The organism is Nonomuraea rubra (genome assembly GCF_014207985.1).
Lineage (GTDB): Bacteria > Actinomycetota > Actinomycetes > Streptosporangiales > Streptosporangiaceae > Nonomuraea > Nonomuraea rubra.
Window position 1 is genome coordinate 11,272,863 of the sequence record NZ_JACHMI010000001.1, and the last position, 24,104, is coordinate 11,296,966.

Annotated in this window: 18 protein-coding genes and 1 pseudogene; 6 read left to right on the top strand and 13 right to left on the bottom strand. The window is 71.6% G+C overall.

Features of this window, described 5'->3' with window-relative positions; translation table 11 throughout:
• Positions 1-24 precede the first annotated feature (24 nt).
• Together HD593_RS62860 and HD593_RS51410 are read left to right on the top strand one after the other, a co-directional pair.
• Complete coding sequence (locus tag HD593_RS62860; RefSeq protein ID WP_185110159.1) at positions 25-1,122, top strand: sensor histidine kinase; 1,098 nt, start codon at positions 25-27, stop codon at positions 1,120-1,122.
• Entirely contained in the window at positions 1,119-1,793 is a 675-nt protein-coding gene (locus HD593_RS51410; protein ID WP_185110160.1) for a response regulator, read from the top strand. The genes HD593_RS62860 and HD593_RS51410 overlap by 4 nt, the downstream gene beginning before the upstream one ends.
• On the opposite strand, the gene HD593_RS51415 is transcribed toward HD593_RS51410, so the two are convergent.
• The 6 genes and pseudogenes from HD593_RS51415 to HD593_RS51435 form a co-directional block, all read right to left on the bottom strand.
• Entirely contained in the window at positions 1,757-2,467 is a 711-nt protein-coding gene (locus tag HD593_RS51415; RefSeq protein WP_312904346.1) for an ABC transporter ATP-binding protein, read from the bottom strand. The genes HD593_RS51410 and HD593_RS51415 overlap by 37 nt on opposite strands.
• Complete coding sequence (locus tag HD593_RS62865) at positions 2,464-4,908, bottom strand: FtsX-like permease family protein (RefSeq protein ID WP_185110161.1); 2,445 nt, start codon at positions 4,906-4,908, stop codon at positions 2,464-2,466. The genes HD593_RS51415 and HD593_RS62865 overlap by 4 nt, the downstream gene beginning before the upstream one ends.
• A gap of 105 nt (positions 4,909-5,013) precedes the next feature.
• Positions 5,014-5,163, bottom strand: a complete 150-nt coding sequence (locus HD593_RS64870; protein ID WP_312904347.1) for a hypothetical protein — start codon at positions 5,161-5,163, stop codon at positions 5,014-5,016.
• 259 nt (positions 5,164-5,422) lie between these two features.
• A pseudogene (locus tag HD593_RS64875) lies at positions 5,423-5,545 on the bottom strand (hypothetical protein); the annotation flags it as partial.
• A 133-nt stretch (positions 5,546-5,678) separates the two neighbouring features.
• The gene (gene trpS / locus HD593_RS51430) at positions 5,679-6,683 is read right to left on the bottom strand and encodes a tryptophan--tRNA ligase (protein ID WP_185110162.1); all 1,005 of its coding nucleotides are present in this window, start codon (positions 6,681-6,683) and stop codon (positions 5,679-5,681) included.
• Positions 6,684-6,697: 14 nt separating this feature from the next.
• On the bottom strand, positions 6,698-8,011 hold the full coding sequence (locus HD593_RS51435) for a hemolysin family protein (protein WP_185110163.1): 1,314 nt from the start codon (positions 8,009-8,011) through the stop codon (positions 6,698-6,700).
• 86 nt (positions 8,012-8,097) lie between these two features.
• Between HD593_RS51435 and galE the strand changes: the two genes are divergently transcribed.
• Together galE and HD593_RS51445 are read left to right on the top strand one after the other, a co-directional pair.
• A complete protein-coding gene (galE, locus tag HD593_RS51440) occupies positions 8,098-9,045 on the top strand; it encodes a UDP-glucose 4-epimerase GalE (RefSeq protein ID WP_185110164.1) in 948 nt (315 codons plus the stop codon).
• Between the two features lie 37 nt (positions 9,046-9,082).
• Positions 9,083-9,235 (top strand): hypothetical protein, encoded by a 153-nt coding sequence (locus HD593_RS51445; RefSeq protein ID WP_185110165.1) that lies wholly within the window; start codon positions 9,083-9,085, stop codon positions 9,233-9,235.
• Positions 9,236-9,296: 61 nt separating this feature from the next.
• Here HD593_RS51445 and HD593_RS51450 read toward each other — a convergent pair whose 3' ends face one another.
• The gene (locus HD593_RS51450; RefSeq protein ID WP_185110166.1) at positions 9,297-10,283 is read right to left on the bottom strand and encodes a malate dehydrogenase; all 987 of its coding nucleotides are present in this window, start codon (positions 10,281-10,283) and stop codon (positions 9,297-9,299) included.
• Between the two features lie 58 nt (positions 10,284-10,341).
• Positions 10,342-12,420, bottom strand: coding sequence for a serine/threonine-protein kinase (locus tag HD593_RS51455; RefSeq protein WP_185110167.1), 2,079 nt, complete (start codon positions 12,418-12,420; stop codon positions 10,342-10,344).
• A 161-nt stretch (positions 12,421-12,581) separates the two neighbouring features.
• On the opposite strand from HD593_RS51455, the gene HD593_RS51460 reads away from it, so the two are divergent.
• Positions 12,582-13,712, top strand: a complete 1,131-nt coding sequence (locus HD593_RS51460) for a saccharopine dehydrogenase family protein (protein WP_185110168.1) — start codon at positions 12,582-12,584, stop codon at positions 13,710-13,712.
• Here HD593_RS51460 and HD593_RS51465 read toward each other — a convergent pair.
• The 5 genes from HD593_RS51465 to HD593_RS51485 form a co-directional block, all read right to left on the bottom strand.
• Positions 13,706-14,734 carry a polysaccharide deacetylase family protein gene (locus HD593_RS51465; RefSeq protein WP_185110169.1) on the bottom strand — a complete coding sequence of 343 codons (1,029 nt, stop codon included), beginning with the start codon at positions 14,732-14,734 and terminating at the stop codon, positions 13,706-13,708. The two genes, HD593_RS51460 and HD593_RS51465, sit on opposite strands and share 7 nt — an antisense overlap.
• A 129-nt stretch (positions 14,735-14,863) precedes the next feature.
• Positions 14,864-20,323 carry an ATP-binding protein gene (locus HD593_RS51470; protein WP_185110170.1) on the bottom strand — a complete coding sequence of 1,820 codons (5,460 nt, stop codon included), beginning with the start codon at positions 20,321-20,323 and terminating at the stop codon, positions 14,864-14,866.
• 231 nt (positions 20,324-20,554) lie between these two features.
• Entirely contained in the window at positions 20,555-21,772 is a 1,218-nt protein-coding gene (locus HD593_RS51475; RefSeq protein ID WP_185110171.1) for an NADP-dependent isocitrate dehydrogenase, read from the bottom strand.
• 53 nt (positions 21,773-21,825) lie between these two features.
• Positions 21,826-22,131, bottom strand: coding sequence for a DUF3017 domain-containing protein (locus HD593_RS51480; protein WP_185110172.1), 306 nt, complete (start codon positions 22,129-22,131; stop codon positions 21,826-21,828).
• On the bottom strand, positions 22,128-23,249 hold the full coding sequence (locus HD593_RS51485; RefSeq protein ID WP_185110173.1) for a citrate/2-methylcitrate synthase: 1,122 nt from the start codon (positions 23,247-23,249) through the stop codon (positions 22,128-22,130). Before HD593_RS51485 ends, HD593_RS51480 begins: the two co-directional genes overlap by 4 nt.
• A gap of 181 nt (positions 23,250-23,430) precedes the next feature.
• On the opposite strand from HD593_RS51485, the gene HD593_RS51490 reads away from it, so the two are divergent.
• Positions 23,431-24,081 (top strand): FHA domain-containing protein, encoded by a 651-nt coding sequence (locus HD593_RS51490; RefSeq protein WP_185110174.1) that lies wholly within the window; start codon positions 23,431-23,433, stop codon positions 24,079-24,081.
• Positions 24,082-24,104 lie beyond the last annotated feature (23 nt).

A 24,104-nucleotide genomic window follows, 5' to 3' on the forward strand; every position in this document is an offset into this window, starting at 1 on the left:
GCAACGGCGGGTTATGTTGGGGGTGTGATCGTCGGGGCCGTACGCGGGCGGTGGCGCTTACCCGCCTGGGCGAGCGACGCCGGAGCCGCCGCGGTCGTGCTGGCGGCGGAGCTGGGGCTGGCGAGCTACGGGCTCGGCGCCAGGGTGGTGCTGCTCGCCGTGGCGGGCGCGGGTCTCATGCTGCTGCGGCGCCGTTACCCGGCCTCGGTGGCCGTGATGGCGGGGGTGCTCTACCTGATCGGCACCCAGCCACCCGAGTACGACGCTCCCGTCAGCTCCGCGCTGATCGCCCTCTACAGCGTGGGCCGCCACGCCTCCGGCCGGCTGGCGATCGGCATCGGGGCGCTGGCCGTGATGGTCGGCGCGGTGCGCTCAGGAGCCGGCTGGGAAGGCGCGTCACTGGCCTCGGTCCTGACCGTCGGGCTCAGCCCCGCGGCGCCGGTGGCGGCCGGGCACATCGTACGGCTGCGTGCCGAGCTGCTCCACAGGCGCCAGCAGCAGGCGGCGGAGCTCGCGGTACGGGAGGAGCGCCGCCGCATCGCCCGCGAGCTGCACGACGTGATCGCCCACCACGTCAGCGTGATGTCCCTCTACATGGGCGTGGCCAGGCGCACGATCCCCCTCGACCCCGGGCGTGCCGAGGAGACCCTGCGCACCGGCGAGGACACCGCCCGGCAGGCGATGGCGGAGATGCGGCACCTGCTCGACGTGCTGCGTACCGACGGGGAGCCGGTGGACGACCAGGCGGACGTCGGCGTGGCACGGCTGCCCGCGCTGGTCGAGGAGTCGGGCAACGCCACGCTGGAGGTCGCCGGCGAGGCCGTCGAGCTGCCGACGACCGTGGACCACGCGGTGTACCGCATCGTCCAGGAGGCGCTCACCAACACCCGCAAGCACGCGGCGGGCGCCCGGTCGCGGGTGCTGCTGACGTACCAGCCGGGGCTGGTCGAGGTGGAGGTCGGCGACGACGGGCAGCCCAGGCCCGGCGACGTCGGCGTGGGGTTGGGGCTGGCGGGGATGGCCGAGAGGGTGTCGCTGTGCGGGGGCGAGCTGCGCGCGGGGCCGTCGCCGCGCGGAGGGTTCGTGGTGCACGCCCGGATCCCGCTTGTGGAGAGGCCATGACCGCTCAGGACGTGATCAAGGTGCTGATCGTGGACGACCACACCGTCGTCCGCACCGGGCTGCGGCTGCTGCTGGAGACCGCGCCCGGCCTGACCACGGTGGGCGAGGCGGGTGACGGCGCCGAGGCGGTACGCCGGTGCCACGCCCTGCGCCCGGACGTGGTGCTGATGGACCTGTACCTGCCCGGGATGGACGGCGTGGCCGCGACCGAGCGGATCACCGCGGAGCTGCCGGAGGTCAGGGTGCTCGCGCTGAGCACGTTCGACCTGGAGGAGCACGTGGTGGCGGCGCTGCGCGCGGGCGCGTCGGGGTTCCTGCCCAAGGACTCCTCGCCGGAGGAGCTGATCGAGGGCATCAGGGTGGTGCACCGGGGTGAGGCGGCGGTGGCGCCCCGGCTGCTGGTCGGCCTGATCGAGACGTTCGTCCGCCCGGCCAGGCCGAGAGCCGTCAAGGCCGGGCCGCTGACCGGCCTCACCGGGCGGGACCGGCAGGTGCTGGAGCTGATCGCGCGCGGGCTGTCCAACACGCAGATCGCCGCCGAGCTGGGGCTGTCGGTCTCGACGGTGAAGAACCGGGTGAGCGACCTGTTCGGCAAGCTCGGGGTGCGGGACCGAGCCCAGGCCGTGATCGCCGCCTACGAGGCCGGGCTGGTCACCCCCGGCGAGCCCTGACGCGGGGCCGGCTCCACCACCCGCCCGTCGCCGAGCACGAGCACGCGGTCGGCGTGCGAGGCGGCCTGCGCGTCGTGCGTCACCATGATGACGGTCTGCCCCAGCGTGTCCACGACGAGGCGGAGCAGGGCCAGGATCTCCCGGCCCGACCTGCTGTCGAGGTTGCCCGTCGGCTCGTCGGCGAAGACGACGTCGGGCCTGGACACCAGGGCGCGGCAGATCGCCACTCGCTGCTGCTGGCCGCCTGACAGCTCGTGCGGGCGCCGGTCCACGTGGCCGGCGAGGCCGGTCCTGCCGATCAGCTCCGCCACCCAGCCCCGCTCAGCCGCGCGGCCCGCGAGCCGGGGCGGCAGCTCGATGTTCTCCCTGGCCGTGAGCGCGGGCAGCAGGTTGTACGTCTGGAAGACGAACCCGATCCGCTCCCTGCGCAGGGTCGTCAGCTCGTGCTCCCCAAGCGCCCCGAGGTCGTCGCCGCCCACGCTGACCGCGCCCGAGGTGGGGCGGACCAGCCCGGCGGCGCACTGCAGCAGCGTGCTCTTGCCGGACCCCGACGGCCCCGTCACCGCGGTGAACGAGCCGCGGGCGAAGCCGTGGCTGACGTCCTCCAGCGCGGTGACGGCGGACGCGCCCGTGCCGTAGACCTTGGTGACGTGGTCGAGCCGTACCGCGTTCACAGAAGTGCCTGCCTCTCGTCGCGCATCGCCGCGCGTACGGCGAGGACCGAGCCCGCCAGCGCGGCCAGGATCGCGCCGGCACCCAGCGGCGCCAGCCAGCCGAAGGGGATGAAGGACACCAGGGCGGCCAGGCCGCCCGGCTCGCTCGCCGCGCACACCAGCACGGTCCAGACGGTCGCGGCCAGGGCCAGGACGAGCACGGGGACGACGGTGAGCACGCTCTCCCAGCAGGCCATCCGCGTGACCTGGCCGCGGCCCATGCCGAGCCGCCGCATACCGACGAACTCGCGCCCGCGGTCGAACAGCGCCAGGCAGAGGCCGTTGACGGCCGCCACCAGGCTGAACAGCGCGATCAGCACGGCGACGTAGGGCAGCACGCGGTTGCGCCCGGCGTTCTCGAGCGCCTTGTGCCCGACGTACTCCTGCCGGGTCAGCGCCGCCGGGTGCGCGGCCTCGCCGTGCGTGTAGATCCGCAAGTACGGCCCGCCCGCCAGGTGGGCGGCGGTGCCGTCGAGGCCGGGGAACAGCAGGGACGCCAGCTCGGACGTGTCCCGGTAGACGGCCGCCACCGTGTACGTGGCGGGCTCGCGGGAGCCGGGGAAGCGGATCCGGACCCGGGTGCCCGGCGCGGCGCCGGTCCTGGCCGCCAGCGACTCGCGGAGGGCGACCTCGCCCTCGCGCAGGTCGTTCAGCGGCCGGCCGCGCACGGGCAGGCCGAGCGCCCGGGTGACGTCCCCGGTGACCACCGTGGCGTCCGTGGTGCGGCCGTCCATCGTGACGGGCATCGCGCGCAGCCCGACGGCGCCGTCCCTGAGCAGCTCCGGCGAGAGCCCGGTGTCCGACAGCAGCACGTGACCGGCGGTGATCTCCCCGGCCGCCCGGGCGGCCGCGCGCCAGTCGTAGAACGACTGGGTGCCGGTGACCACGCCGGCCAGCGTCACGCCGAGCGTGATCGCCCCCACCGCCCCGGCGAACCTGCGGTGGTTGAACAGCACGTTGGCCGTGGCGAGGAAGCCGCCCACCCGGGACACGCGCCCCACGGCACCGCGCACGAGCCGGCCCGCGGCGAGCACGGCCCACGGCGCCACCAGCCCGGCGGCGGCCACGACCAGGGCGAACATGAGGAACTGCGCGAGCAGCGTCCCGACCTGCCCGCCGAAGTCCGTCACCTGCCCGAGCTGGAGCGCGGACAGCACGGTGGCCACGGCGGCCAGCGCCAGCCCCGTCAGCAGCCGGCCCCTGCCGATGCGCCGGCCCTCCTGGGGCGCCTCGCCGAGCGCGTCGCCCGGGCGGATCCGCGAGGTCCGCGCTCCGGCCATGAGGCTCGCCGCCAGCGCGACGGCCACGGTGAAGGCCAGCGTCCACAGGGCCGGCTGCGGCCGGTAGGTCAGCTCGAACGCCGTGCCGAGCGTGCCGAAATCGCGGAGCCGGTCCGCGATCACCGGCGCGGCCAGGGCGCCGAGCGGGACGCCCCCCGCCGTGGCGACCGCCGCGAGGATCAGTCCCTCGGCGAGCAGCATGCGCCTGAGCTGCCGGGGGTAGGCGCCGATGGCCCGCAGGACGGCCAGCTCCCTGCCGCGCCGCCGTACCGACAGGCCCAGGGCGGCCGCCACCATGCCGGTCGCGACGAGCACCGTGGTGCCCAGCAGGAACCAGGGGGCGTTCAGCGAGCCGGTGGCCAGGCCGTTGCCCTCCTCCAGGGCGCGGGCCGCGCCGGTGGCGATCCGCACGCCGCCCCCCGCGTACGGCGCCACGGCCCGCCCGACCACCGCCTCCAGCGCCGCCATCCCGACGCCGGGGCGCGGGTACACGCCGAGCGCGTCCACGCCCGTGCCGCGGCCCGCCAGCGCGGCGGCGTGGTCGTCGGTGAAGAACAGCGCCCGCTGGTGCCGCCACGGCCCGGCCGCCGCGGCCACGCCGACGACCCGGTGAGACCGTACGACGCCGGCCGCCTCGACCTTGACCTGGTCTCCGACGCCGACCGGCTCGACCGTGACGCGGTCACCGACATCGGTCTCCGGCGTGGTGGTGTCCACGACCACCTCACCCGCCGCCCTCGGCGGCCGGCCCGCGACCAGCCGGAACGGTGTCAGCCGGGCGCTGGACCACCCGTGCCCTCCGGCCCCGGGCCCGACGGGGAACGTGATCTCGGGGACGGCCGCGCCCACCTCCGGCAGCTCCTTGACGGCCGCGACCAGCTCCGGCGGGATCGCCCCGGCGACGCCACCGGTCCCGACGACCAGGGGCACGCCCGCGTACCGCTCGACGGGGGGCCGCGCCCGCTCGGCCGAGTCGATGACGAACCAGAACGCGCTCACCATGGCCGCGGCCACCACCAGGGTCACCAGCGCGCCCAGCGCGCTCCCCGGGTGCCGGCGCAACGTCCGCCCTGCCAGCCACACTGCCAGCCACACTGCCAGCCTGACTGCCGGCCACACCACCGCCATCCCTCCTCCGCTCCGCGATCCCGCCCTTCCAGCCTGTCGGCGGCGAGGGCCGCGGTCGTCGGGCGCGAGGAGGAACCGCGGGCGGTACCCGGGTCCCGGTCAGGCCGTGACTTCCGGCGGGGCCCGCATGCCGACGTAGACGCACCGGGTGCCGTCGGCGGGGGTGGAGAAGACGACGGGCATGTAGTCCTCGCTGAAGGACGGTCCCGCGCCGGAGGCGGCGAACACCGTCTCCGTGACGGGCGCCATATGCGGACCCCGGCCAGCTCGCCGAGCAGCTCGGCGAACAGGTCGGCGTACAGGCGGCGGGCGGAGCCGCCGTTGGTGAGCAGGACCACGGCCACGCCGGCCTGGGGGACGACGCGCAGGTTGCCGTACTGGCCGATGGCGGCGCCGTCGTGGCCGTAGCCGGTGACGCCGTCCGGTCGTACAGGGTCCAGCCGCGGCCCGAGTCGTAGGTGAAGTCGTTGGCCACGCCACCGGTGTGCGAGAGGAGCTGCCTGCCGGTGATCGTCGCGGTGACCCCGGGGCCGGGGGTGCCGAACTCGGGCAGCACGTCCACGACCTTCGCGTCCAGCTCCAGCAGGCCCCCGTCCACCAGGGTCATGATCAGCGCGCCGCCGGCGCCCATCACCGCGCGGGCCGCGATGAGCTGCGCCGGGTCGCCCGCGACGGTGGCCGCCAGCGCAAATGAGCGAACGACGCTCCTCGCGAGGGCATGAAAAAAGGCCGGGCCGCACGAGCCCGGCCTTTCGAGTGGGTCCTTACAGCTTGGGCAGGAAGCCCACCCGATCGCGCACCTGCGCCATCGTCTCCTTCGCCACCGCCGACGCCCGCTCGGCACCGATCGCCAGCATCCGGTCGAGCTCCTTCTCGTCGGCCAGCAGCTTCTCCGTACGCTCCCTGATCGGCGCGAACGTCTGCTCGACGGCCTCGGCGACGTCCTTCTTGAACGTGCCGTACCCCTGCCCCTCGTAGCGGGCGACCAGCTCGGGGATGGGCGTGCCGGTCAGCGCCGACTGGATGCGCAGCAGGTTGGAGATGCCCGGCTTGTTCGCCTCGTCGAACAGGACCTCCGAGCCCGTGTCGGTCACCGCCCGCATGACCTTCTTGCGCAGCGGCCCCGGCTGCTCCAGCACGTCGAGGATGCCCGCGGGGCTGGATGACGACTTCGACATCTTCGCCGTCGGATCCTGGAGGTCGGTGATCTTCTCGACCTCCTTGAGGATGTACGGGTCCGGCAGCGTGAACGTGTCACCGAAGCGGTGGTTGAACCGCTGGCCCAGGTCGCGGGTGAGCTCCAGGTGCTGCTTCTGGTCGGCCCCGACCGGCACCAGGTTGGCCTGGTAGAGCAGGATGTCGGCGGCCTGGAGGATCGGGTAGGTGAACAGGCCCACGCTGGCCGCGCTCTCCCCGAACTTGGCCGACTTGTCCTTGAACTGCGTCATCCGCCCCGCCTCGCCCATGCCGGTGAGGCAGATCAGCACCCACGCCAGCTCGGTGTGCTCGCGCACGTGCGACTGCACGAAGACGGTGGAACGCTCCGGGTCGAGCCCGGCGGCGAAGAGCTGGGCCGCGGCCACGCGGCTGCGGCGGCGCAGCGCGTCGGGCTCGGTCGGCACGGTGATCGCGTGAAGATCGACCACGCAGTAGAACGCGTCGTGGGTCTCCTGCATGGTGACCCACTGGCGGACCGCACCCAGGTAGTTGCCCAGGTGGAAGGAGTCCGCGGTGGGCTGGATGCCGGAGAGTACACGAGGTCTGGCCATAGCAGGCAATTGTGTCAGGAATCCTGCTCCGGCGGCGACTCGACGGCCGGTCGGCGTTTCACCCTCACCCGGGCGATCCGGCGGCCGTCCAGCTCGGTGACGGCCAGCTCGAAGCCGGAGAACTCCACCCGCTCCCCCACGGCGGGCACGTGCCCCAGCATCGCCATGACGAAGCCGGCCAGCGTCTCGTACGGGCCGTCGGGCAGGCGGATGCCGGTCTCGGTGGCGAAGTCGTTGAGGTTCGTCAGGCCGTCGATCTCGATCTCGCCCGCGGGCAGGATCACGACGTCCTCCTCGACGTCGTACTCGTCCCTGATGTCGCCGATCAGCTCCTCGACCAGGTCCTCCATGGTGACGATGCCGGCCGTGCCGCCGTACTCGTCCACCACGATGGCCAGGTGCTGGCCCTCGTCGCGCATCTCGTTCAGCGTGGTGAGCAGGCGCTTGGAGGCGGGCACGAACTTGGCGGCCCTGATCGGCACGACGGCGCTGATCGGCTCGGTGCGGCCGGTCAGCTCGGGATCCAGCAGGTCGCGGACGTGCACGAACCCGATGACCTCGTCGTAGGTGTCGCGGTAGACAGGGAAGCGCGAGTGCGGGAGCGTGGCGGCCAGCCGGGCGGCCTGCGTCAGCGGCGTGTCGGCCTCCATGAACTCGACCTCGGTGCGCGGCAGCATCACCTCCCTGAGCTGCCGCTTGCCCGCGGCGAACACCTCGCCGATGAGCTTGCGCTCGTCGGCGGTCAGGTCGGTGTGCCCCACCACCATGTCGCGCAGCTCCTCAGTGGTGACCTCCTCCCTGTCGGCCTGCGGGTTGCCGCCGAGCAGCCGGACCACGCCGTCGGTGGACTTGGACAACATCCAGATGATCGGGCGCGACAGGGAGGCGATCCGGTCCAGGAACGGCGCCACGTACAGCGACAGCCCCTCGGCCCGCTGCAGCGCCAGCCGCTTGGGCGCCAGCTCCCCGAGCACCAGCGACACGTACGAGATGGCCAGCGTGACCAGGACCAGGGCCAGCACGGGCGCCACGGCCCCCGGCACCCCCCAGCCCTCCAGCACGGGCACGAGCTGCGCCGCGAGCCGGTCGGCGCCGAACGCGGCCGACAACATGGTGGCCACGGTCACGCCGATCTGGACGGCGGACAGGAACCTGTTGGGGTCGCGGGCCAGCTTGGCCACGCGCTCACCGCGACGTCCCCGTTGCGAGAGTTTGCGGACCTGGCTGTCGCGCAGGGAGACCATGGCGATTTCTGCGGCCGCGAAGAAACCCCCGATCAGGATGAACAGCAGGACCAGGGCGATGTTGGCCGCGACGGTGTCAAACATGGTGGTTGGCAGCGTACTCGTCGGCTTTCCCGCGTATGCTGAACGGCAAGCCTGACAAAATCAAACATATACGAACAGGAGTACACATGAGGCTACTGGTCACCGGAGGCGCCGGGTACGTCGGAAGCGTGGTCGCGGCGCAGCTCATCGAGGCGGGGCACGAGGTGACCGTACTCGACGACCTGTCAACCGGGCATGAGGACGCGGTGCCGGAGGGTGCGCGTTTCGTCCGGGCGGACATCACCGAGGCCGGGCAGGCGCTCGACGGCGTGGACGCGGTGCTGCACTTCGCGGCCAAGTCGCTGGTGGGCGAGTCGGTGCAGAAGCCGGGTCTCTACTGGGCCAACAACCTGGGCGGCACTCTGGGGCTGCTGGACGCGATGCGCGACAAGGGCGTGGGGCGGATCGTGTTCTCCTCGACGGCTGCCACGTACGGGGAGCCGGAGCGCTCGCCGATCGAGGAGGACGACCCGACCCGGCCGACCAACCCGTACGGCGCCTCCAAGCTGGCCGTGGACACCGCGCTCAGCGCGTACGCGCGGCAGCGCGGGCTGGGCGCGGTGAGCCTGCGGTACTTCAACGTGGCCGGCGCCTACGGGCGGTTCCGCGAGCGGCACACGATCGAGACCCACCTCATCCCGAACGTGCTGAAGGTGGCGACCGGCGAGCGCGAGTCGGTCAGCGTGTTCGGCACCGACTACCCCACGGCCGACGGCACCTGCGTCCGCGACTACATCCACGTCGCCGACCTGGCCAGGGCCCACCTGCTGGCACTGGACGCGACCACCCCCGGCGAGCACCGCGTCTACAACCTGGGCAGCGGCACCGGCTTCTCCGTGCAGGAGGTGATCTCGGTCTGCCGCGAGGTCACCGGGCACGAGATCCCCGCCGTCGTCGGCGACCGGCGGCCCGGCGATCCGGCCGTGCTGGTCGCCTCGTCCGCCAGGATCCAGCGCGAGCTGGGCTGGAAGCCGGAGCGGGCGGCGCTGCGCGACATCGTCGCCGACGCCTGGGGAGCGCTTTCCGCGAAATGACCATACGGAGCGTCAATATGTGCTGTGATACCGAAATGTGAGGAGCTTTTCACCAAGGGTCACGAAGCTGATCTTCGGTGCCCTCATCGTGGTGTGCAGCGCGCTGGCGGCGGCCGGCGTGCTCTTCGCCACCCCGCAGCCCGCTCCGGCCACCCAGCCGACCTCCTGCCCCGACGCGGTGCCCCCGTAGACCATCCCGGGAAGCGAAACGCGCGCCCCCGCCGTGGAGGGCGCGCGTTCGGTGCGGCGGCTCAGATGAGGCCCAGCTCCTGAACGGCCTGGCGCTCCTCCTCCAGCTCGCGCACGCTGGCGTCGATGCGCTCGCGGGAGAACCCGTCGATCTCGAGACCCTGGATGATCTCGAACTTGCCGCCCGCCGCCCGCACCGGGAACGACGAGATGAGGCCCTCCGGCACGCCGTAGGAGCCGTCGGAGACCACGGCAGCCGAGGTCCAGTCGGTGCCGTTGACCCAGTCGTAGACGTGGTCGATCGCGGCGTTGGCGGCCGAGGCGGCCGAGGAGGCGCCGCGGGCGTCGATGATGGCGGCGCCGCGCTTGGCCACCGTCGGGATGAACGTGTCGCGCAGCCACTCGGTGTCGACCTGCTCGGCCGCGACCTTGCCGCCCACCTCGGCGTGGAACAGGTCGGGGTACTGCGTGGCGGAGTGGTTGCCCCAGATCGTCATCTTCTTGATCTCGGCGACCGGCACCTGCAGCTTGGCGGCGAGCTGGGACAGCGCGCGGTTGTGGTCGAGCCTGGTCATCGCGGTGAAGCGGTCGGCCGGCACGTCGGGCGCGTTCCGCTGGGCGATGAGCGCGTTGGTGTTGGCCGGGTTGCCCACGACCAGGACCTTGATGTCGTCGGCGGCGTGGTCGTTGATGGCCTTGCCCTGCGGGCCGAAGATGCCGCCGTTGGCGCCGAGCAGGTCGCCGCGCTCCATGCCGGCCTTACGCGGCATGGCGCCGACCAGCAGCGCCACGTTGGCCCCGGCGAAGGCGACGTTGGGGTCGTCGGTGATCTCGATGCCGGACAGCAGCGGGAACGCGCAGTCGTCCAGCTCCATCGCCGTGCCCTCGGCCGCCTTCACCGCCTGCGGGATCTCCAGCAGGCTGAGCTTGACCGGGACGTCGGCGCCGAGCAGCTGCCCCGACGCGATGCGGAACAGCAGTGCGTAGCCGATCTGGCCGGCGGCTCCGGTGACGGTCACCTTTACGGGCACAGTGGCTGACGACGCCATGGCCTACCCCTAACTCCCAGCAAGAATCGTTGACGCCTGGGATGTTACCCGCTCGTCATCAGCAGGTTTCCATCGCGGGCACCTTCAGCTCCGCGTCGAACTCCACCTTCTCGAAGTACCTGGTCAGGAGCTGCTGGATGTAGCCCCTGGCGTAGAAGTCGGCGATGACCGCCTCCACCGCCTGGCAGGTCCGCACGTCGCCGCTCCTGATGCCGACGCCGTAACGCTCGTTGGTGAGCTTGGCGCCGAGGATCTTGTAGCGCATGTTCTCCCTGGCCGCGAAGCCCGCCAGGATCAGGTCGTCGCCGGGCACCGCGCTCACCTTGCCGCTCCTGAGCAGGTCCATGCAGGCGGCGTAGTCGCTGGCCGTGACCGGTATGACCTTCACCCGGTCCTGCACGGCGCCGACCGACGGGCTGTTGGGCGCGCAGATCCGCTTGCCCTTCAGGTCGCCGATCTTCTCGATGCCGTCGCCCGCGCGTACCAGGAGGTCCTGGTGGGCCAGGTAGTACGGCCCGGCGAACTGCGTCCGGCTCTGGTCGATCGAGTAGGTGGCCACGACCAGGTCCACCCGGCCCTCGGCCAGGGCGGGCTCGCGGTCGTACCTGCCGACCTGGACGAACGTCGTCTCCTTGGCCCCCAGCTCGGTCGCGATCCGCTTGGCGATCTCGATGTCGAAGCCCTCGAACTCGCCGCCGTTCTGCAGCGCGACGCCCGGCAGGTCGCCCTTGACGCCGATCACGATCTTCCCGGTCTGCGCCACCTTGTCGGCCACCGTGGCGAAGCTGGTGGCGGGCTCGGGCGTGTCCTCGGCCGGGTCCGAGCCCGGCAGGAACGTCAGGTTGGCCAGGTTGCCGTTCAGCACCAGCGCGATCGCCGCGGCGGCGATCAGCACGAGCGCGGTGGCCAGCCCCAGCCAGACCTTCGCCCGCCGCCGCCGCGCCGGCGGGGCGGGCTCGGGCATCGGGTACGGCGCCCCGCCCCCTCGCGGCGGGACCGTGCCCGCGGGTCCTCCCGACGGCGCTGTCATGGCCCGCTGCCCGGCGGTGTGCTGTCCTGCGGTGTGCTGTCCTGCGGTGTGCTGTCCGCCGGTGTGCTGCAGGTCCTGCGGCGCCACCTCGGAGGGAACGGACGGCAGCGGAGAGGCACCCGTCTGAGCGGACGGCACCGGGACCTGGGAGGCGCCGGTCTGCGAGGGCGGCACCACGGAGCCCTTGCGCCCCGGCTGTTCGGTGATCGACCGCGTCGACACCCTGATGAACGGCGTGGTGTCCTCGCTGGCCACCTGAACGCCCCTGCTGAGCACCGCCGTGGACGCCCCCGCCGTGGACGACTGCCCCAGCAGCCGCAGCAGGATCTGGTCGGCCGACGGCCGCTCGGCCGGCGACTTGGCCAGCGCCTCGCGCACCACGCTGCGCAGCGGCTCGTGCAGCATGGAGACGTCGACCTCGTGGTTGAGGATGCGGTTGAGCACCGTCGCGATGGACTTGCCCTCGAAGACCACGTTCCCCGTCGCGGCGAAGGCGATCGTCGCCCCCCACGAGAAGACGTCCGTGAAGGGCCCGATGTCGTCACCGGCGATCTGCTCGGGCGCCATGTAGGCGGGGGTGCCGATGGCGCGGCTGGTGATCGTACCGGTGGAGTCGATGATGCGGGCGATGCCGAAGTCGACCACGCGCGGCCCGTCGGCGGCGATCAGCACGTTGTCGGGCTTGAAGTCGCGGTGCACGATCGAGGCGTGGTGGATCGCGGTGAGCGCGGTGGCGGTGCCGATGGCCAGCCGGTCGAGCACCGTGCCGGTCAGCGGCCCGTCGGTCTCGACGACCTCGCGCAGCGGCCGGCCGTCGATGTACTCGCTGGCGATGTACGGCGTGTCGCCGTCGAGATCGGCCTCCATCACCCGGGCGGTGCAGAACGACGCGACCCGCTGCGCCGCCTTCAGCTCCCTGGCGAAGCGTGACCTGGCGATGGTGTCGCCGCTGAACTTGACGTGCAGCAGCTTGATCGCGGCACGCTCGTCCTTGTCGTTGACGCCCAGGTAGACGATGCCCTGGCCACCTTCGCCGATCCGCCCGGACAGCCGGAAGGAGCCAAGCTCGGTGGGATCGCCGGCGACCAGCGGCGAGATTTGCGGCATTCGTCATCCCCACGTGTACTGAACCCCATCGACGCAAACTTTACGACGCTCAGCAACTTCTCAGGGATCGGTTAAGGTTAGGCTACGTCACGGCTTCGTGTCTTTCGTGAATCGGGCCCTGCATCTTGCGCCCGCACCCCGTTCCGGGAAGCCTCAGGATCATGGATCGCCCCTATGACATCGTGCTGTTCGGCGCGAGCGGGTTCACCGGCGCCCTGACGGCCGCCTACCTCGCCAGGGCCGCGGGCCCCGGCACCCGCTGGGCGCTGGCCGGACGCGACCGGGCCAAGCTGGAACGCCTCGGGCTCGACGTGCCGGTCCTCACCGCTGACGCCACCGACGCGGCCTCGCTCGCGGCGCTCGTCCGCCAGACGCGGGTCCTGGCCACCACGGTCGGCCCGTACGTCCTGCGCGGCGAGCCCCTGGTCGCCGCCTGCGCCGACGCCGGCACCCACTACCTCGACCTCACGGGCGAGCAGGAGTTCATGGACCGCGTGTACGTGTACTACCACGACCGGGCGGTCAGGAGCGGCGCCAAGCTGGTGCACGCCTGCGGCTTCGACTCGATCCCGTACGACCTCGGCGTCCTGCACACGGTCGGCCGGCTCCCCGAGGGCGTCCCGCTCAGGGTCAGCGGCTTCCTGCGGGTCAGCGGGCGCCCGTCGGGCGGCACGGCGGCCACCGTGCTGGCCGTCATGGGCCGCGCCCGCCAGGCCGTCGCGCAGGGCACCCAGCGCCGCTCGGCCGAGCCCAGGCCCAAGGGCCGCACGGTCAGCTCCGGGCCCGGCGGGCTGCGTTACGTGGGCGGCTGGGCCCTGCCCATGCCCAGCATCGACCCGCACGTCGTCGGCTACTCCGCCCGCCTGCTCGACCGCTACGGCCCCGACTTCGCCTACCGCCAGCACTACGCGGTCCGCACCCTGCCGCGGGCGCTGGCCACGGTGGCGGGCGCGGGCGCGTTCGCGGCTCTGGCCCAGCTCCCGCCGGCGCGCCGCTGGATGCAGAGCCGGGTGCGACCCGGCGAGGGGCCGTCACCCGCGCGGCGGGCCAGGAGCTGGTTCAAGGTCACGTTCCTGGGCGAGGGCGGCGGCGAGCGCGTGGTCACGCAGGTCGCGGGCGGCGACCCCGGCTACGACGAGACCGCCAAGATGCTCGCCGAGTCGGCCCTCTGCCTGGCCTTCGACGACGTCCCCGGCCGCGCGGGCCAGCTCACCACGGCCTCGGCCATGGGGCAGCCCCTCATCGACCGCCTGCACCGCGCGGGGATCACCTTCAGGGTGCTCGATCAGTAGGGCAGGCTCCAGGTGGTGAAGGACTTGCGCAGGTACGGCGCCTTGTACTTGGGATAGGCCACCGTGCTGACGTCCCCGTCCGAGGTGTAACGCATGTCCGGGTTCTTCTTGAGCCAGTCGAGCCAGGCGTGCGAGCAGAACTGCGCGCAGTCGCCCTTCTTCTCCATGGCCTTGATCCGCGGGATGCCGGCCGGGTCGTACGACTTGCTGAAGGGCGCCGGCGCGGGCGTGTAGCCGGCCAGGAAGGCGCCCTGGTGGTTGTAGAGCTTGCCGCGCATCGCCCAGTCCTTCTTGTTCGGCTGGTTGCCGTACGGCAGGGCGATGGTGGTGGGCTTGGTGTAGGACAAGGAGTTGATCTGCGCGGCGATCTTGCCGATCTGCTCCTCGACCTCCTTGTGCGAGCGGCCCCGCAGGTTCAGGTGGTCGCTGGTGTGGTTGCCGATCTCGAAGCCGTTGTCCTTGAGCCAGAGCAGCATCTGCGCCTGCTCCTCGCGCGTGGTCTTGCCGAACATGTCGCGCGTCACGTAGAACGTGGCCTTGGGCTTCCAGCCCGGGTTCGCGGCGGCGACCTCCTTGAGTATCGCGACCGCGGTGTCCTTCTGCGGCTCGCCCATCTGGTTCAGCGTGAGCTGCGAGGGCGAGGAGTCGTCGAACGTCAGCACCACGGGGTGCTTGCCGGCAGGGATGTCGATCTTGCCGGCCACCATCTCGGCGGCCGTGATCGGCACGTAGTCCTCCTTCACCAGCCGCTCCAGGTCGGCCCTGAACTGCTGCGGCGACCTGTCGTCCGTCGTCTGCGGCTTCGGCACGATCCGGTGGAACATCAGCACCGGGATCTGCCCGAGCTCGTTCGCCCTCACCTTGGCGGCGTTCTTGACCTTGGCCGCCTTGGTCGCCTTGAGCTTCGTGGCGGCGTCGACCTTGGTGTCGGCCAGCTTGGTGGTGTCCGGCTGAGAGTCGCAGCCGGACAGGATCGCGGCGGCGGTGAGCGCCCCCAGCCCACTCAGAATTCTCAGTCGCATCCGAACCCCCCGAAACGCGTACGACTGTTCTGAGCTGCCTCATACCCACGTGATCAACAGTGCCACGCCGCCGTACACGTCAAGACATGGGAAAGGGCCGTCCCCGGGGACGGGACGGCCCTCCTCCGGCTACTTCAGGCGCGCCTCGATGGCCTCGATCACCTTCGGCCGCAGCTCCGCGGCGCGGATGACGGCGTCCACGGAGCCGACCTCGACCGCGCGCCGGATGTTGTGCACCCGGTCGAACTCCGCGGCCACCTCGCCGAGCTTCTCCGCCCGCACCGACGCGCGCAGCTCGTCCAGCTCGGCGGTCAGCGCCGCACGGTCGGCCCCGGCCGCCGCCGCCACGCGCGCCTCCAGGTCCTGTACGCGCGCGTCGGCCGCCGTCCTGGCATTGACCTCGCCGGAGAAGACGACCGCGGCGGCCGGAGCGCCACCGAGCACCGAGGCGAACGAGCCCTCCAGCGCCAGCACGGTCATGTTCGGGTTCAGCGCCTTGGAGAACACCACGAACGCGCCACCGTGATACCGCGAGATCACGCAGAACACGATGGGCCCTTGGAAGTTCACGATCGCGCGGCCGATCTCGGCGCCGTACTCGAGCTGCAGCTTCCGCATCGACTCCGGCGAGCCGTCGAAGCCGGACAGGTTCGCCAGCACCACCAGCGGCCGGTTGCCGCTGGCCGCGTTGATCGCCCGCGCGGCCTTCTTCGACGAGCGCGGGAACAGCGTGCCGGCCGTGTAGGTGTCGGGGCCGTCGGTGGGCGGGAAGCCGCGCCGCGGCACCGACCGCGACTCGATGCCGAGCAGGCACACCGGCATGCCGCCGAGGTGCACGTCCTGCACCACCGCGGTCTCCGCGTCGGCCATGCCCGCCCAGCGCTCCAGCACCGGGTGGTCCTGGTCGGACAGCGCCCGCATCACCGTGCGGATGTCGAACGGCTTCTTGCGGTCGGGGTTGGCCGTGCTGGAGAAGATCTCGCCGACCGTGGAGAAGTCGCTGCCCTCCACGATGTGCGGGAAGTCGGAGATGTCGCGGTCGACGGGGTCGCTGGTCCGCACCCGCCGCGGCCCCGATTCGCCGGGGGCGACGTAGGTGTGGTCGTAGTGCGACATCAGCACGTCGCGGGCGGCGGACAGGTTCGGCGCCCAGTACTGGGCCTGCCCGTTCGGGCCCATCACCCGGTCGTAGCCGCCGATGCCGAAGTTGTCCTCCGCCGAGACGCCGCCGGAGAAGTCGAGCGACTGCTTGCCGGTGAGCACCATCGCCGAGTCCGGCGTCATCACCAGGATGCCCTTGGTGTGCATGAGCATCGTCGCCTCGGCGTTCCAGTACGGCTGCGCGCCGACGTTGATGCCCGCGACCACGATGTTGATCTCGCCGCCGTCCTGGGTGAACTCCACGATGCGCTTGAGCGCCGCGGCCACCCAGTCCATGTTCTCCGTGCCCGACTCCATGGAGATCCGGGCGCCGGCCGACAGCGCGTACCACTCCAGCGGCACCCGCATCCGCTCGGCCAGGTCCAGCGCGGCGATCACGCGGCGGCACTCGGGCTCCGACAGCGCGCCGAGCGACTTGGTCGGGTCGCCGAGCAGCACGACCCTGGTGATGCCCTCGGGGTGCCGCCTGGTCCGCGTGGTGACCACGCCCGCGACGAGCGCCGCGGTGTTGCGGCCCTTCGGCCGCTCGACCGGCACTAGCCGGTGGTCGTCGTCGAGGTCGTGCTCGGCGAAGTCGCCGAGCATGCCGGTCAGCTCGTACGGGTAGACGGTGTTGCGGCTGCTGGCGCGCAGCACCTTCTGCCGGTAGTCGTCCAGCGGCTCGATCGGCGCGTCCGACGGCTGGCTGATGGTCAGCTTGGGGGCGCCGGTGGCGTCCAGGGAGATGCGCACGGCGACCTTGGTCAGCGCGCCGGTCTCCGGGTCGCGCTGCCGCGCGATGAACAGCGTCTCCTCCAGCCCGGCCCCCGCGGTCGTCGGCAGCACGCGCCGGGCGAGCATCTCGATCTCGGCGCGGGTGAGGTTGCTGGGCGGCCAGACGTAGATCACGATCCGGTTGGTGTTGAGCCGCTTCTTCGACGGCCGCCTGGCCTGGGCGCGGCGGATGGAGTCGACGCAGGCGGCGATGATGTCCTCGGCTGTTGGTAGCGCGACGAGCCTGCCGTCGTGCTCGCGCAGCTCGGTCAGGTCGCGTACCTGGGCGAAGGCGATGAGCCTGTCGTCGGACGGGTTCTCCCGCGCCACGCACTGGAAGAGGTAGACCTCCTCGTCCGACGACGGGAGCCGGGTGAGGTCGAACTTGTTCAGCCGCTCCAGCTGCATGCGCTCGGCGATGTACGGGTGCAGGCCCCGAATCAGCCGCTCCTCCGCCATGCCCTCGGCCGACGGGCGGAAGGTGAAGTGGTGGTGCATGACCGCGCCGCCGCGCCCGGCGACGGTGGCGGTGATCCTGCGTACCTGCGCGGGCAGCGGGTGCGCGGCGACGACCTCGTGCAGCGCTGCCGCGGCCGCGTCGGAGTCCTCGGGCTGGCCCTCCCAGACGAGGTAGATGTCGGCGTCCACGACGTCCTCGCCGGCGCCGGCCAGCTCGGCCAGGCCGCGCAGCGCGCTGCCCAGCGCCTCGAAGCTCACCGCGGCGGAGACCACGCTCGACCCCGCGCGCTCGGCGATGACGAACGTGCAGCCCGCCACCTCGCTGGTGCGGACGGCGATGAGCGGCTTGTTGCCGTAGTACCGCCGGGTCAGCACCTCCAGCATGACCGCGTTGTCCAGGTTCTCGCGGACCAGGCGCTGGCCGAGCAGCCGCACCAGCGGCTCGGTGCTGCGGACCATCTCGGCGATGCGCTCGGCGCGGTCGGGCGAGCCGGGGTGCGCGTCGAGGTGGCGCAGGTGCCTGCGCACGCCGGCGTAGACGCGGGCGCGGTTGCGGCGCAGCAGCGGCTGCCCGAACCAGGCGAACACCACGCCCCGCGCCAGGTCGGAGATCACCGGGTAGCGGACCTGCGTGGCGGCCAGCAGCCGCTCCAGCACGAGCCCGGCTGGCTCGCGCAGCGCCTCGTCCGGCGGCGGCTCGCGCAGCCAGGAGCGCAGCAGGGTTGCCAGCACCGCGACATCGGCGGAGGCGCGCTGCTGGGCCAGGAAGATGCGGAACACCGCCCCTTCCAGCTCGCCGGTGCGCTCCAGCTCGGCGACCCCGTAGTGCCGCAGCGCCTTGGCGAGCTTGGCCTGGAACGAGTCCGGCAGCCCGGCCCGCTCGACGTCGAGGCTCTGCAGGTAGGTGTGGAAGTACTCGCGCGGGCTGTGCACGTGCTCGTCGCCGTCCTCGCCCGCGGGCCGGTTGCGGCTCAGCTCGGCCAGGTCGGCGAACGCCTCGAAGAGCTCCAGCTCCTCGGCCAGCGGCCGGTGACCGTCCTCGATGACCGTACGGCGCGCGGCCAGGTAGTCGTCGAGCACCCGGCGCTCGTCGTGCGGGTCGAGGTCGTAGCCCAGCAGCAGGCTGCGCAGGCCCTCCTGGCCGCGCCTGGCGCGCTCCCGCGCCGGCAGCTCGCCGGGCGCCGGGGGCAGGTCCAGCTCGGCGGCGCCGACCGCCTCGTCGAGCGTGGCGGCGGAGTCGTCGGCCAGCGGCTCCAGCCGCAGCAGCGGCGCGCCCGTCTCCACCTGGCTGCCCACGGAGACGGAGATCTCCTTCAGCCGGGCCTTGAACGGCGCCCGCAGCACCGTCTCCATCTTCATGGACTCCAGCACCAGGACCGGCGCGCCCGCCTCGACCTCGGCGCCGACCGCCAGCGGCGTGGCGACGACCAGGGCGGGCGCGGGCGAGCGGACGACGCCGCCCTCGTCGCGGCTGACGCGGTGTGCCACGCCGTCCACCTCGATCAGGTGGGTGGCCCCGTGCGTGCCGATGAGCAGGCGGTAGCGGCAGCCGTTGACGACGATCTGCCCGGTGTAGCGGTCGAAGCGGTCGAGCTCGACGTCGGCGGTACGCATCTCGCCGCCCGCCTCGACGGCGACGCGGAACCGGTGCGCGCCGACCCGCGCGACGCGCACGCGGTAGCCGGCGCCACGCAGCTTGAGGTCCAGCGGCCGGCTGCTCTTGTGCTGCACCTGCGGGCGCCCGCCGAACGCGGTCGCGAGCAGCCGCTGCCGCTCGGCGCGCTCCTCCTCCTCGTACGCCTCGATGGCGGCGGCCGCCAGCGCGACACCGGAGTGGCGGTGCGAGACCAGCCTGCCCTCGCCGCGGACGCGGTCGATCCAGCCGGTGTCGGCGCCGGCGTCGATCACCTCGGGCTGGTCGAGCAGGTCGAGCACGAAGCTCTTGTTCGTGGCGCCGCCCTCGATGATCACCGAGGTGCGGGCCATCGCCCGGCGCAGCCTGCCGAGGGCCTCCTCGCGGTCGCGGCCGTAGGCGATGATCTTGGCGATCATGGAGTCGAAGTCGGCGGGGATGGTGTCGCCCTCGCTGACGCCGGTGTCGACCCGGATGCCCGGCCCGGCGGGCAGGTCCAGCCGGGCGATGCGGCCGGGGGACGGCGCGAAGTCGCGGTCGGGGTCCTCGGCGTTCAGCCGGGCCTCGATGGCGTGGCCGCGCTCCGCCGGCGGCTCCCCTTCCAGCCGGCCGCCCGACGCCACGTGCAGCTGCGCCTTGACCAGGTCGAACCCGGTCGTGATCTCGGTGATCGGGTGCTCGACCTGGAGGCGCGTGTTGACCTCCAGGAACGCGAACAGCCGCTCGCCGGGGTGGTAGAGGAACTCGACGGTCGCCGCGCCGCGGTAGCCGACCGCCACGGCCAGCCGCTCGGCCGACGCCTTGAGCTCGGCCGCCTGCTCGGGGGCGAGCACCGGCGAGGCCGACTCCTCGATGACCTTCTGGTTGCGCCGCTGCACCGAGCAGTCGCGGACGCCGAGCGCCCACGCGGTGCCCTGGCCGTCGGCGATCACCTGCACCTCGACGTGCCTGGCTCCGGTGACCAGCCGCTCCAGGAACACGACGCCGCTGCCGAACGCCCGCGCGGCCTCCTGGCTGGTGCGCTCGTAGGCGTCGTCCAGCTCGGCCTCGCTGGTGATCACGCGGATGCCGCGCCCGCCGCCGCCCGCGGTGGCCTTCAGCATCAGCGGGTAACCGATCTCGGCCGCGGCCGTCCTGGCGGCGTCGAGGCTCTCGACGGCGCCGCGGCTCCACGGCGCGACCGGCACGCCGACCTCCTCGGCGATCAGCTTGGCACCGATCTTGTCGCCCAGCTTGCGCATGGCGTCCGGGCCAGGCCCGACGAAGGTGACCCCGATCCGCTCGCACAGCTCCGCGAACGCGGGATCCTCGGCGACGAAGCCCCACCCGACCCACGCGGCGTCGGCCCCCGTCTCCACCAGGGCGCGCTCCAGCACCTTCAGGTCGAGGTAGGGGCGCGCCGAGGCGGGGCCGAGATCGTAGGACAGGTCCGCCTCGCGGACGAAGGTCGACGTACGGTCGACGTCGGTGTACAGGGCGACGGTCTCCATCCGTGTCCCGGTCTCCGCGGCGAGGTCCCGTACGGCGTGGATGAGCCGCATGGCGGCCTCACCACGATTGACGATGGCGACACGACTGAACACCCGACCGAGCCCTCCTGTAGACCAACGATGTGCCCTGCGGCACGACAGCCCCGTGCAGTATCAACTCTCCCGTCTGCCGACCGGCGGCGCCCATGTCGTACACAGCGCACGCTACGCGGCCCGATTTGTGGGAAACCACCAAAAAGTTGACCACGCCCGAGGCGGCGGCAGACAGCCGAACGACCTCTACCAGGCGGGGTAACCGCAGGTAGAGGCCGTGTTCAGCGGCGGTTAAGCCGACATCTTCTTCTTGAGGTTCTCGTCGAGAGCCGCCAGGAAGTCCTGGGTGGTCAGCCACTTGGCGTCGCCGCCGACGAGGAGCGCGAGGTCCTTGGTCATCTGACCGCCCTCGACGGTCTCCACGCAGACCTGCTCCAGCTTGTTGGCGAACTCGGTCACCGCCGGGGTGTTGTCGAGCTTGCCGCGGTGCGCCAGGCCACGCGTCCACGCGAAGATCGAGGCGATCGGGTTGGTGGAGGTGGGGTTGCCCTGCTGGTGCTGGCGGTAGTGGCGGGTCACGGTGCCGTGCGCGGCCTCGGCCTCGACGGTCTGGCCGTCGGGGGTCATCAGGACCGAGGTCATCAGGCCGAGCGAGCCGAAGCCCTGGGCGACCGTGTCGGACTGGACGTCGCCGTCGTAGTTCTTCGCGGCCCAGACGTAGCCGCCCTCCCACTTCAGCGCCGCGGCGACCATGTCGTCGATGAGGCGGTGCTCGTAGGTCAGGCCGGCCTTGTCGAACTCGTCCTTGAACTCGGTCTCGAAGACCTCGGCGAAGATGTCCTTGAAGCGGCCGTCGTAGGCCTTGAGGATCGTGTTCTTCGTGGAGAGGTAGACCGGGTAGCCGCGGTTGAGGCCGTAACGCATCGACGCGCGGGCGAAGTCGCGGATCGACTCGTCCAGGTTGTACATCGCCATCGCGATGCCGCTGCCGGGGAAGTCGTACACGTCGAGCTCGATCGGCTCGGAGCCGTCCTTCGGCGTGTACGTCAGGGTCAGCGTGCCCTCGCCGGGGATCTTCAGGTCGGTGGCGCGGTACTGGTCGCCGAAGGCGTGACGGCCGACGACGATCGGCTTGGTCCAGCCGGGGACGAGCCGCGGCACGTTCGACATGATAATCGGCTCGCGGAAGATCACGCCGCCGAGGATGTTGCGGATGGTCCCGTTGGGGGACTTCCACATCTTCTTGAGGCCGAACTCCTCGACGCGCGCCTCGTCCGGGGTGATGGTGGCGCACTTCACACCGACGCCGTACTTCTTGATGGCGTTCGCGGCGTCGATGGTGACCTGGTCGTCCGTGGCGTCCCGGTGTTCGATGCCGAGGTCGTAGTACTTCAGGTCGACGTCGAGGTAGGGAAGGATCAGCTGGTCCTTGATGAACTGCCAGATGATCCGGGTCATCTCGTCGCCGTCAAGCTCGACGACGGGGCCCTCCACCTTGATCTTGGGCATGCGAATGGTTCCCCTTCAATGAATGGATGCGTTGAGGCTATCGGACCGCCAGGTCACGGTGCGAAAAGGGACAGGATGAGCGCCTTCAGCTCGTTGTTGTAAAGCAGGAGCGAGGTCAGGACCAGCACGAATCCGAACACGGACAGCGTGATGACGTCGATCCTCTTGCTCCTCAGCGCGAGCTGCCCGCCGTACCCGGCGAAGCGCAGCGCGGCGGCGATCATGATGGCGGCGCCCAGCACGAACCCGCCCCAGCGCGGGTTCACGATGAAGACCACGAGCACGCCGACGGCCGCACCCGCCAGGATCAGCGGATACGGCCCCCAGGTCTCGCGCTGCTCAGTCCCTTGGTTGCTCAACGCTCTTCGATCGGCTTCCACTTCTGGTCGGTCTCACCGATGTACTCACTGTCGGGGCGGATCAGCCGGTTGTCGGCGTGCTGCTCGATCACGTGAGCGGTCCAGCCGGACATGCGGCTGATGGAGAAGACCGGCGTGAACAGGTCGGTCGGGATGCCCAGGTAGTGGTAGACCGAGGCGGCGTAGAAGTCGACGTTGGGGTAGAGACCCTTGGTCTCGAAGACGACTTCCTCCATCTCCTTGGACATCCGGTAGTAGGTGTCGTCGCCGCTGGACTCGCCCAGCTCGGCCGACATCCTGCGCAGGTGCGTGGCGCGCGGGTCCTCCGTCTTGTAGACGCGGTGACCGAAGCCCATGATCTTCTCGCCGGCGGCCAGCTTGTCGCGTACGGCCTGGGCCACGCCTCCCGGCGACAGCGACTCCAGGGTCTTCATGACCTGCTCGTTCGCCCCGCCGTGCAGCGGGCCCTTGAGGGTGCCGATGGCGGCGACGATGGCGGAGTGCATGTCCGACAGGGTCGCGGCGCACACCCGGGCGGCGAAGGTGGAGGCGTTCATGGTGTGGTCGGCGTGCAGGACCAGGCACTCGTCGAAGATCTCGACCTCGCGCGGGCCGGGCGTGCGGCCGGTGACCTGAAGCAGGAAGTTCGCGGCGATGCTCAGCGACGGGTCAGGCTCGGGGGCCTCGGCGCCGGTGCGGGCGGCGTGGTAGCGGGCGACGAGCAGCGGCTGCTGGGCGACCAGCCTGGCCGCCTTGCGCAGGTTGGCGTCGGGGGCGATGGAGTCCTTGTCGGGGTCGTCGGCGCCCGACAGCGAGACCAGCGAGCGCAGCGCCTCCATGGGTTTCTGTTTCTCGGCGATCTCGGCGATGTTCGCGGACACCAGGGCGCCCAGCTCCCGGCCGCGTGCCAGCTCGTCGCCGTACGCGTCGAGCTCGGAGCGGGTGGGCAGCTTGCCACGCTGGAGCAGGTGTGCGGTCTCCTCGAACGTCGCGCGGCCGGCCAGGTCGTGGATGTCGTATCCACGGTAGAAGAGGCGACCGGCCTTTCCGTCGATGTCACTCAGCGCTGTGGACGCCGCGACGACATCGGCCAGACCTTTCGTGGGCTTGTCCGCCATGAGTGTTTCCTCCGCTTATCGTCGTCCGAAGTCTACCCGTGAGCAGGCAAAACCGACCGCAAAGGTCCAGACCAATTTCACGTCGGATTCTCCTTTCGGCAAAGGAGATTCCGCATCCCCTCGGTTGGGTAAGCCGGAGCTGTAGTAATAGTTACGGCGGGCTACCTGGGGAGGAACTGCCGTGGAGGGGCCGTTCATACGCATCGAGGACACTGGCGAGGTGGTCCCGTTGCGCCCCGAGATCACGACGGTCGGAAGGGGCCGGGGTGTAGACATCCGGCTCACCGACCCCAGCGTGTCTCGACTCCATGCCGAGTTCGTCAGACGAGGACCCTACCTGTACGTCGTGGACCTGGGCTTGTCCAGGAACGGCACACGGGTGAACGGCAGGCCGATCGCCCGGAGGGTCCTTGACGACGGCGACGTCGTCTCGTTCGGCGCGGCGCGGGGTCGCATCGGTGGAGTCCCCCGAGAGGACTTCACCCCCGAGGTCGAGCTGCGCAGGGCGGCCGCGCCCGAGCTGACCAGGCGCGAGGTCGACGTGCTGACCTCGCTCTGCAGGCCGGCGCTGTCGGACGAGGCGTTCGTCGCTCCGGCGACCGCACGCGAGATCGCCGACGACCTGGTCGTGACCGAGGCCGCGGTCAAGCAGCATCTGCTGCGGCTCTACCAGAAGTTCAGGATCCCCGAAGGCACCAACCGGCGCACCCGGCTGGCCAACGAGGTCGTCGCGCTCGGACTCGTGCGCCCGACCCCGGTGGTCCCGCCACAGCGCGCGGCTGGGGCCGCCACGGCCGAGCAGCCTTCGGCGGCTGGGCGCAGGGCGTCTTAACAGGGCTTCTGAGATCGCGACCG

Excerpts from the sequence above, each read along its gene's own strand:
- HD593_RS51465 (WP_185110169.1), bottom strand. The coding sequence starts at position 14,734 with ATGCGACTGAGAATTCTGAGTGGGCTGGGGGCGCTCACCGCCGCCGCG.
- HD593_RS51485 (WP_185110173.1), bottom strand. The coding sequence starts at position 23,249 with ATGGCGGACAAGCCCACGAAAGGTCTGGCCGATGTCGTCGCGGCGTCC.
- HD593_RS51475 (WP_185110171.1), bottom strand. The coding sequence starts at position 21,772 with ATGCCCAAGATCAAGGTGGAGGGCCCCGTCGTCGAGCTTGACGGCGAC.
- galE (WP_185110164.1), top strand. The coding sequence starts at position 8,098 with ATGAGGCTACTGGTCACCGGAGGCGCCGGGTACGTCGGAAGCGTGGTC.
- HD593_RS51460 (WP_185110168.1), top strand. The coding sequence starts at position 12,582 with ATGGATCGCCCCTATGACATCGTGCTGTTCGGCGCGAGCGGGTTCACC.
- trpS (WP_185110162.1), bottom strand. The coding sequence starts at position 6,683 with ATGGCCAGACCTCGTGTACTCTCCGGCATCCAGCCCACCGCGGACTCC.
- HD593_RS51435 (WP_185110163.1), bottom strand. The coding sequence starts at position 8,011 with ATGTTTGACACCGTCGCGGCCAACATCGCCCTGGTCCTGCTGTTCATC.
- HD593_RS51410 (WP_185110160.1), top strand. The coding sequence starts at position 1,119 with ATGACCGCTCAGGACGTGATCAAGGTGCTGATCGTGGACGACCACACC.
- HD593_RS64870 (WP_312904347.1), bottom strand. The coding sequence starts at position 5,163 with ATGGCGCCCGTCACGGAGACGGTGTTCGCCGCCTCCGGCGCGGGACCG.
- HD593_RS51450 (WP_185110166.1), bottom strand. The coding sequence starts at position 10,283 with ATGGCGTCGTCAGCCACTGTGCCCGTAAAGGTGACCGTCACCGGAGCC.
- HD593_RS51455 (WP_185110167.1), bottom strand. The coding sequence starts at position 12,420 with ATGCCGCAAATCTCGCCGCTGGTCGCCGGCGATCCCACCGAGCTTGGC.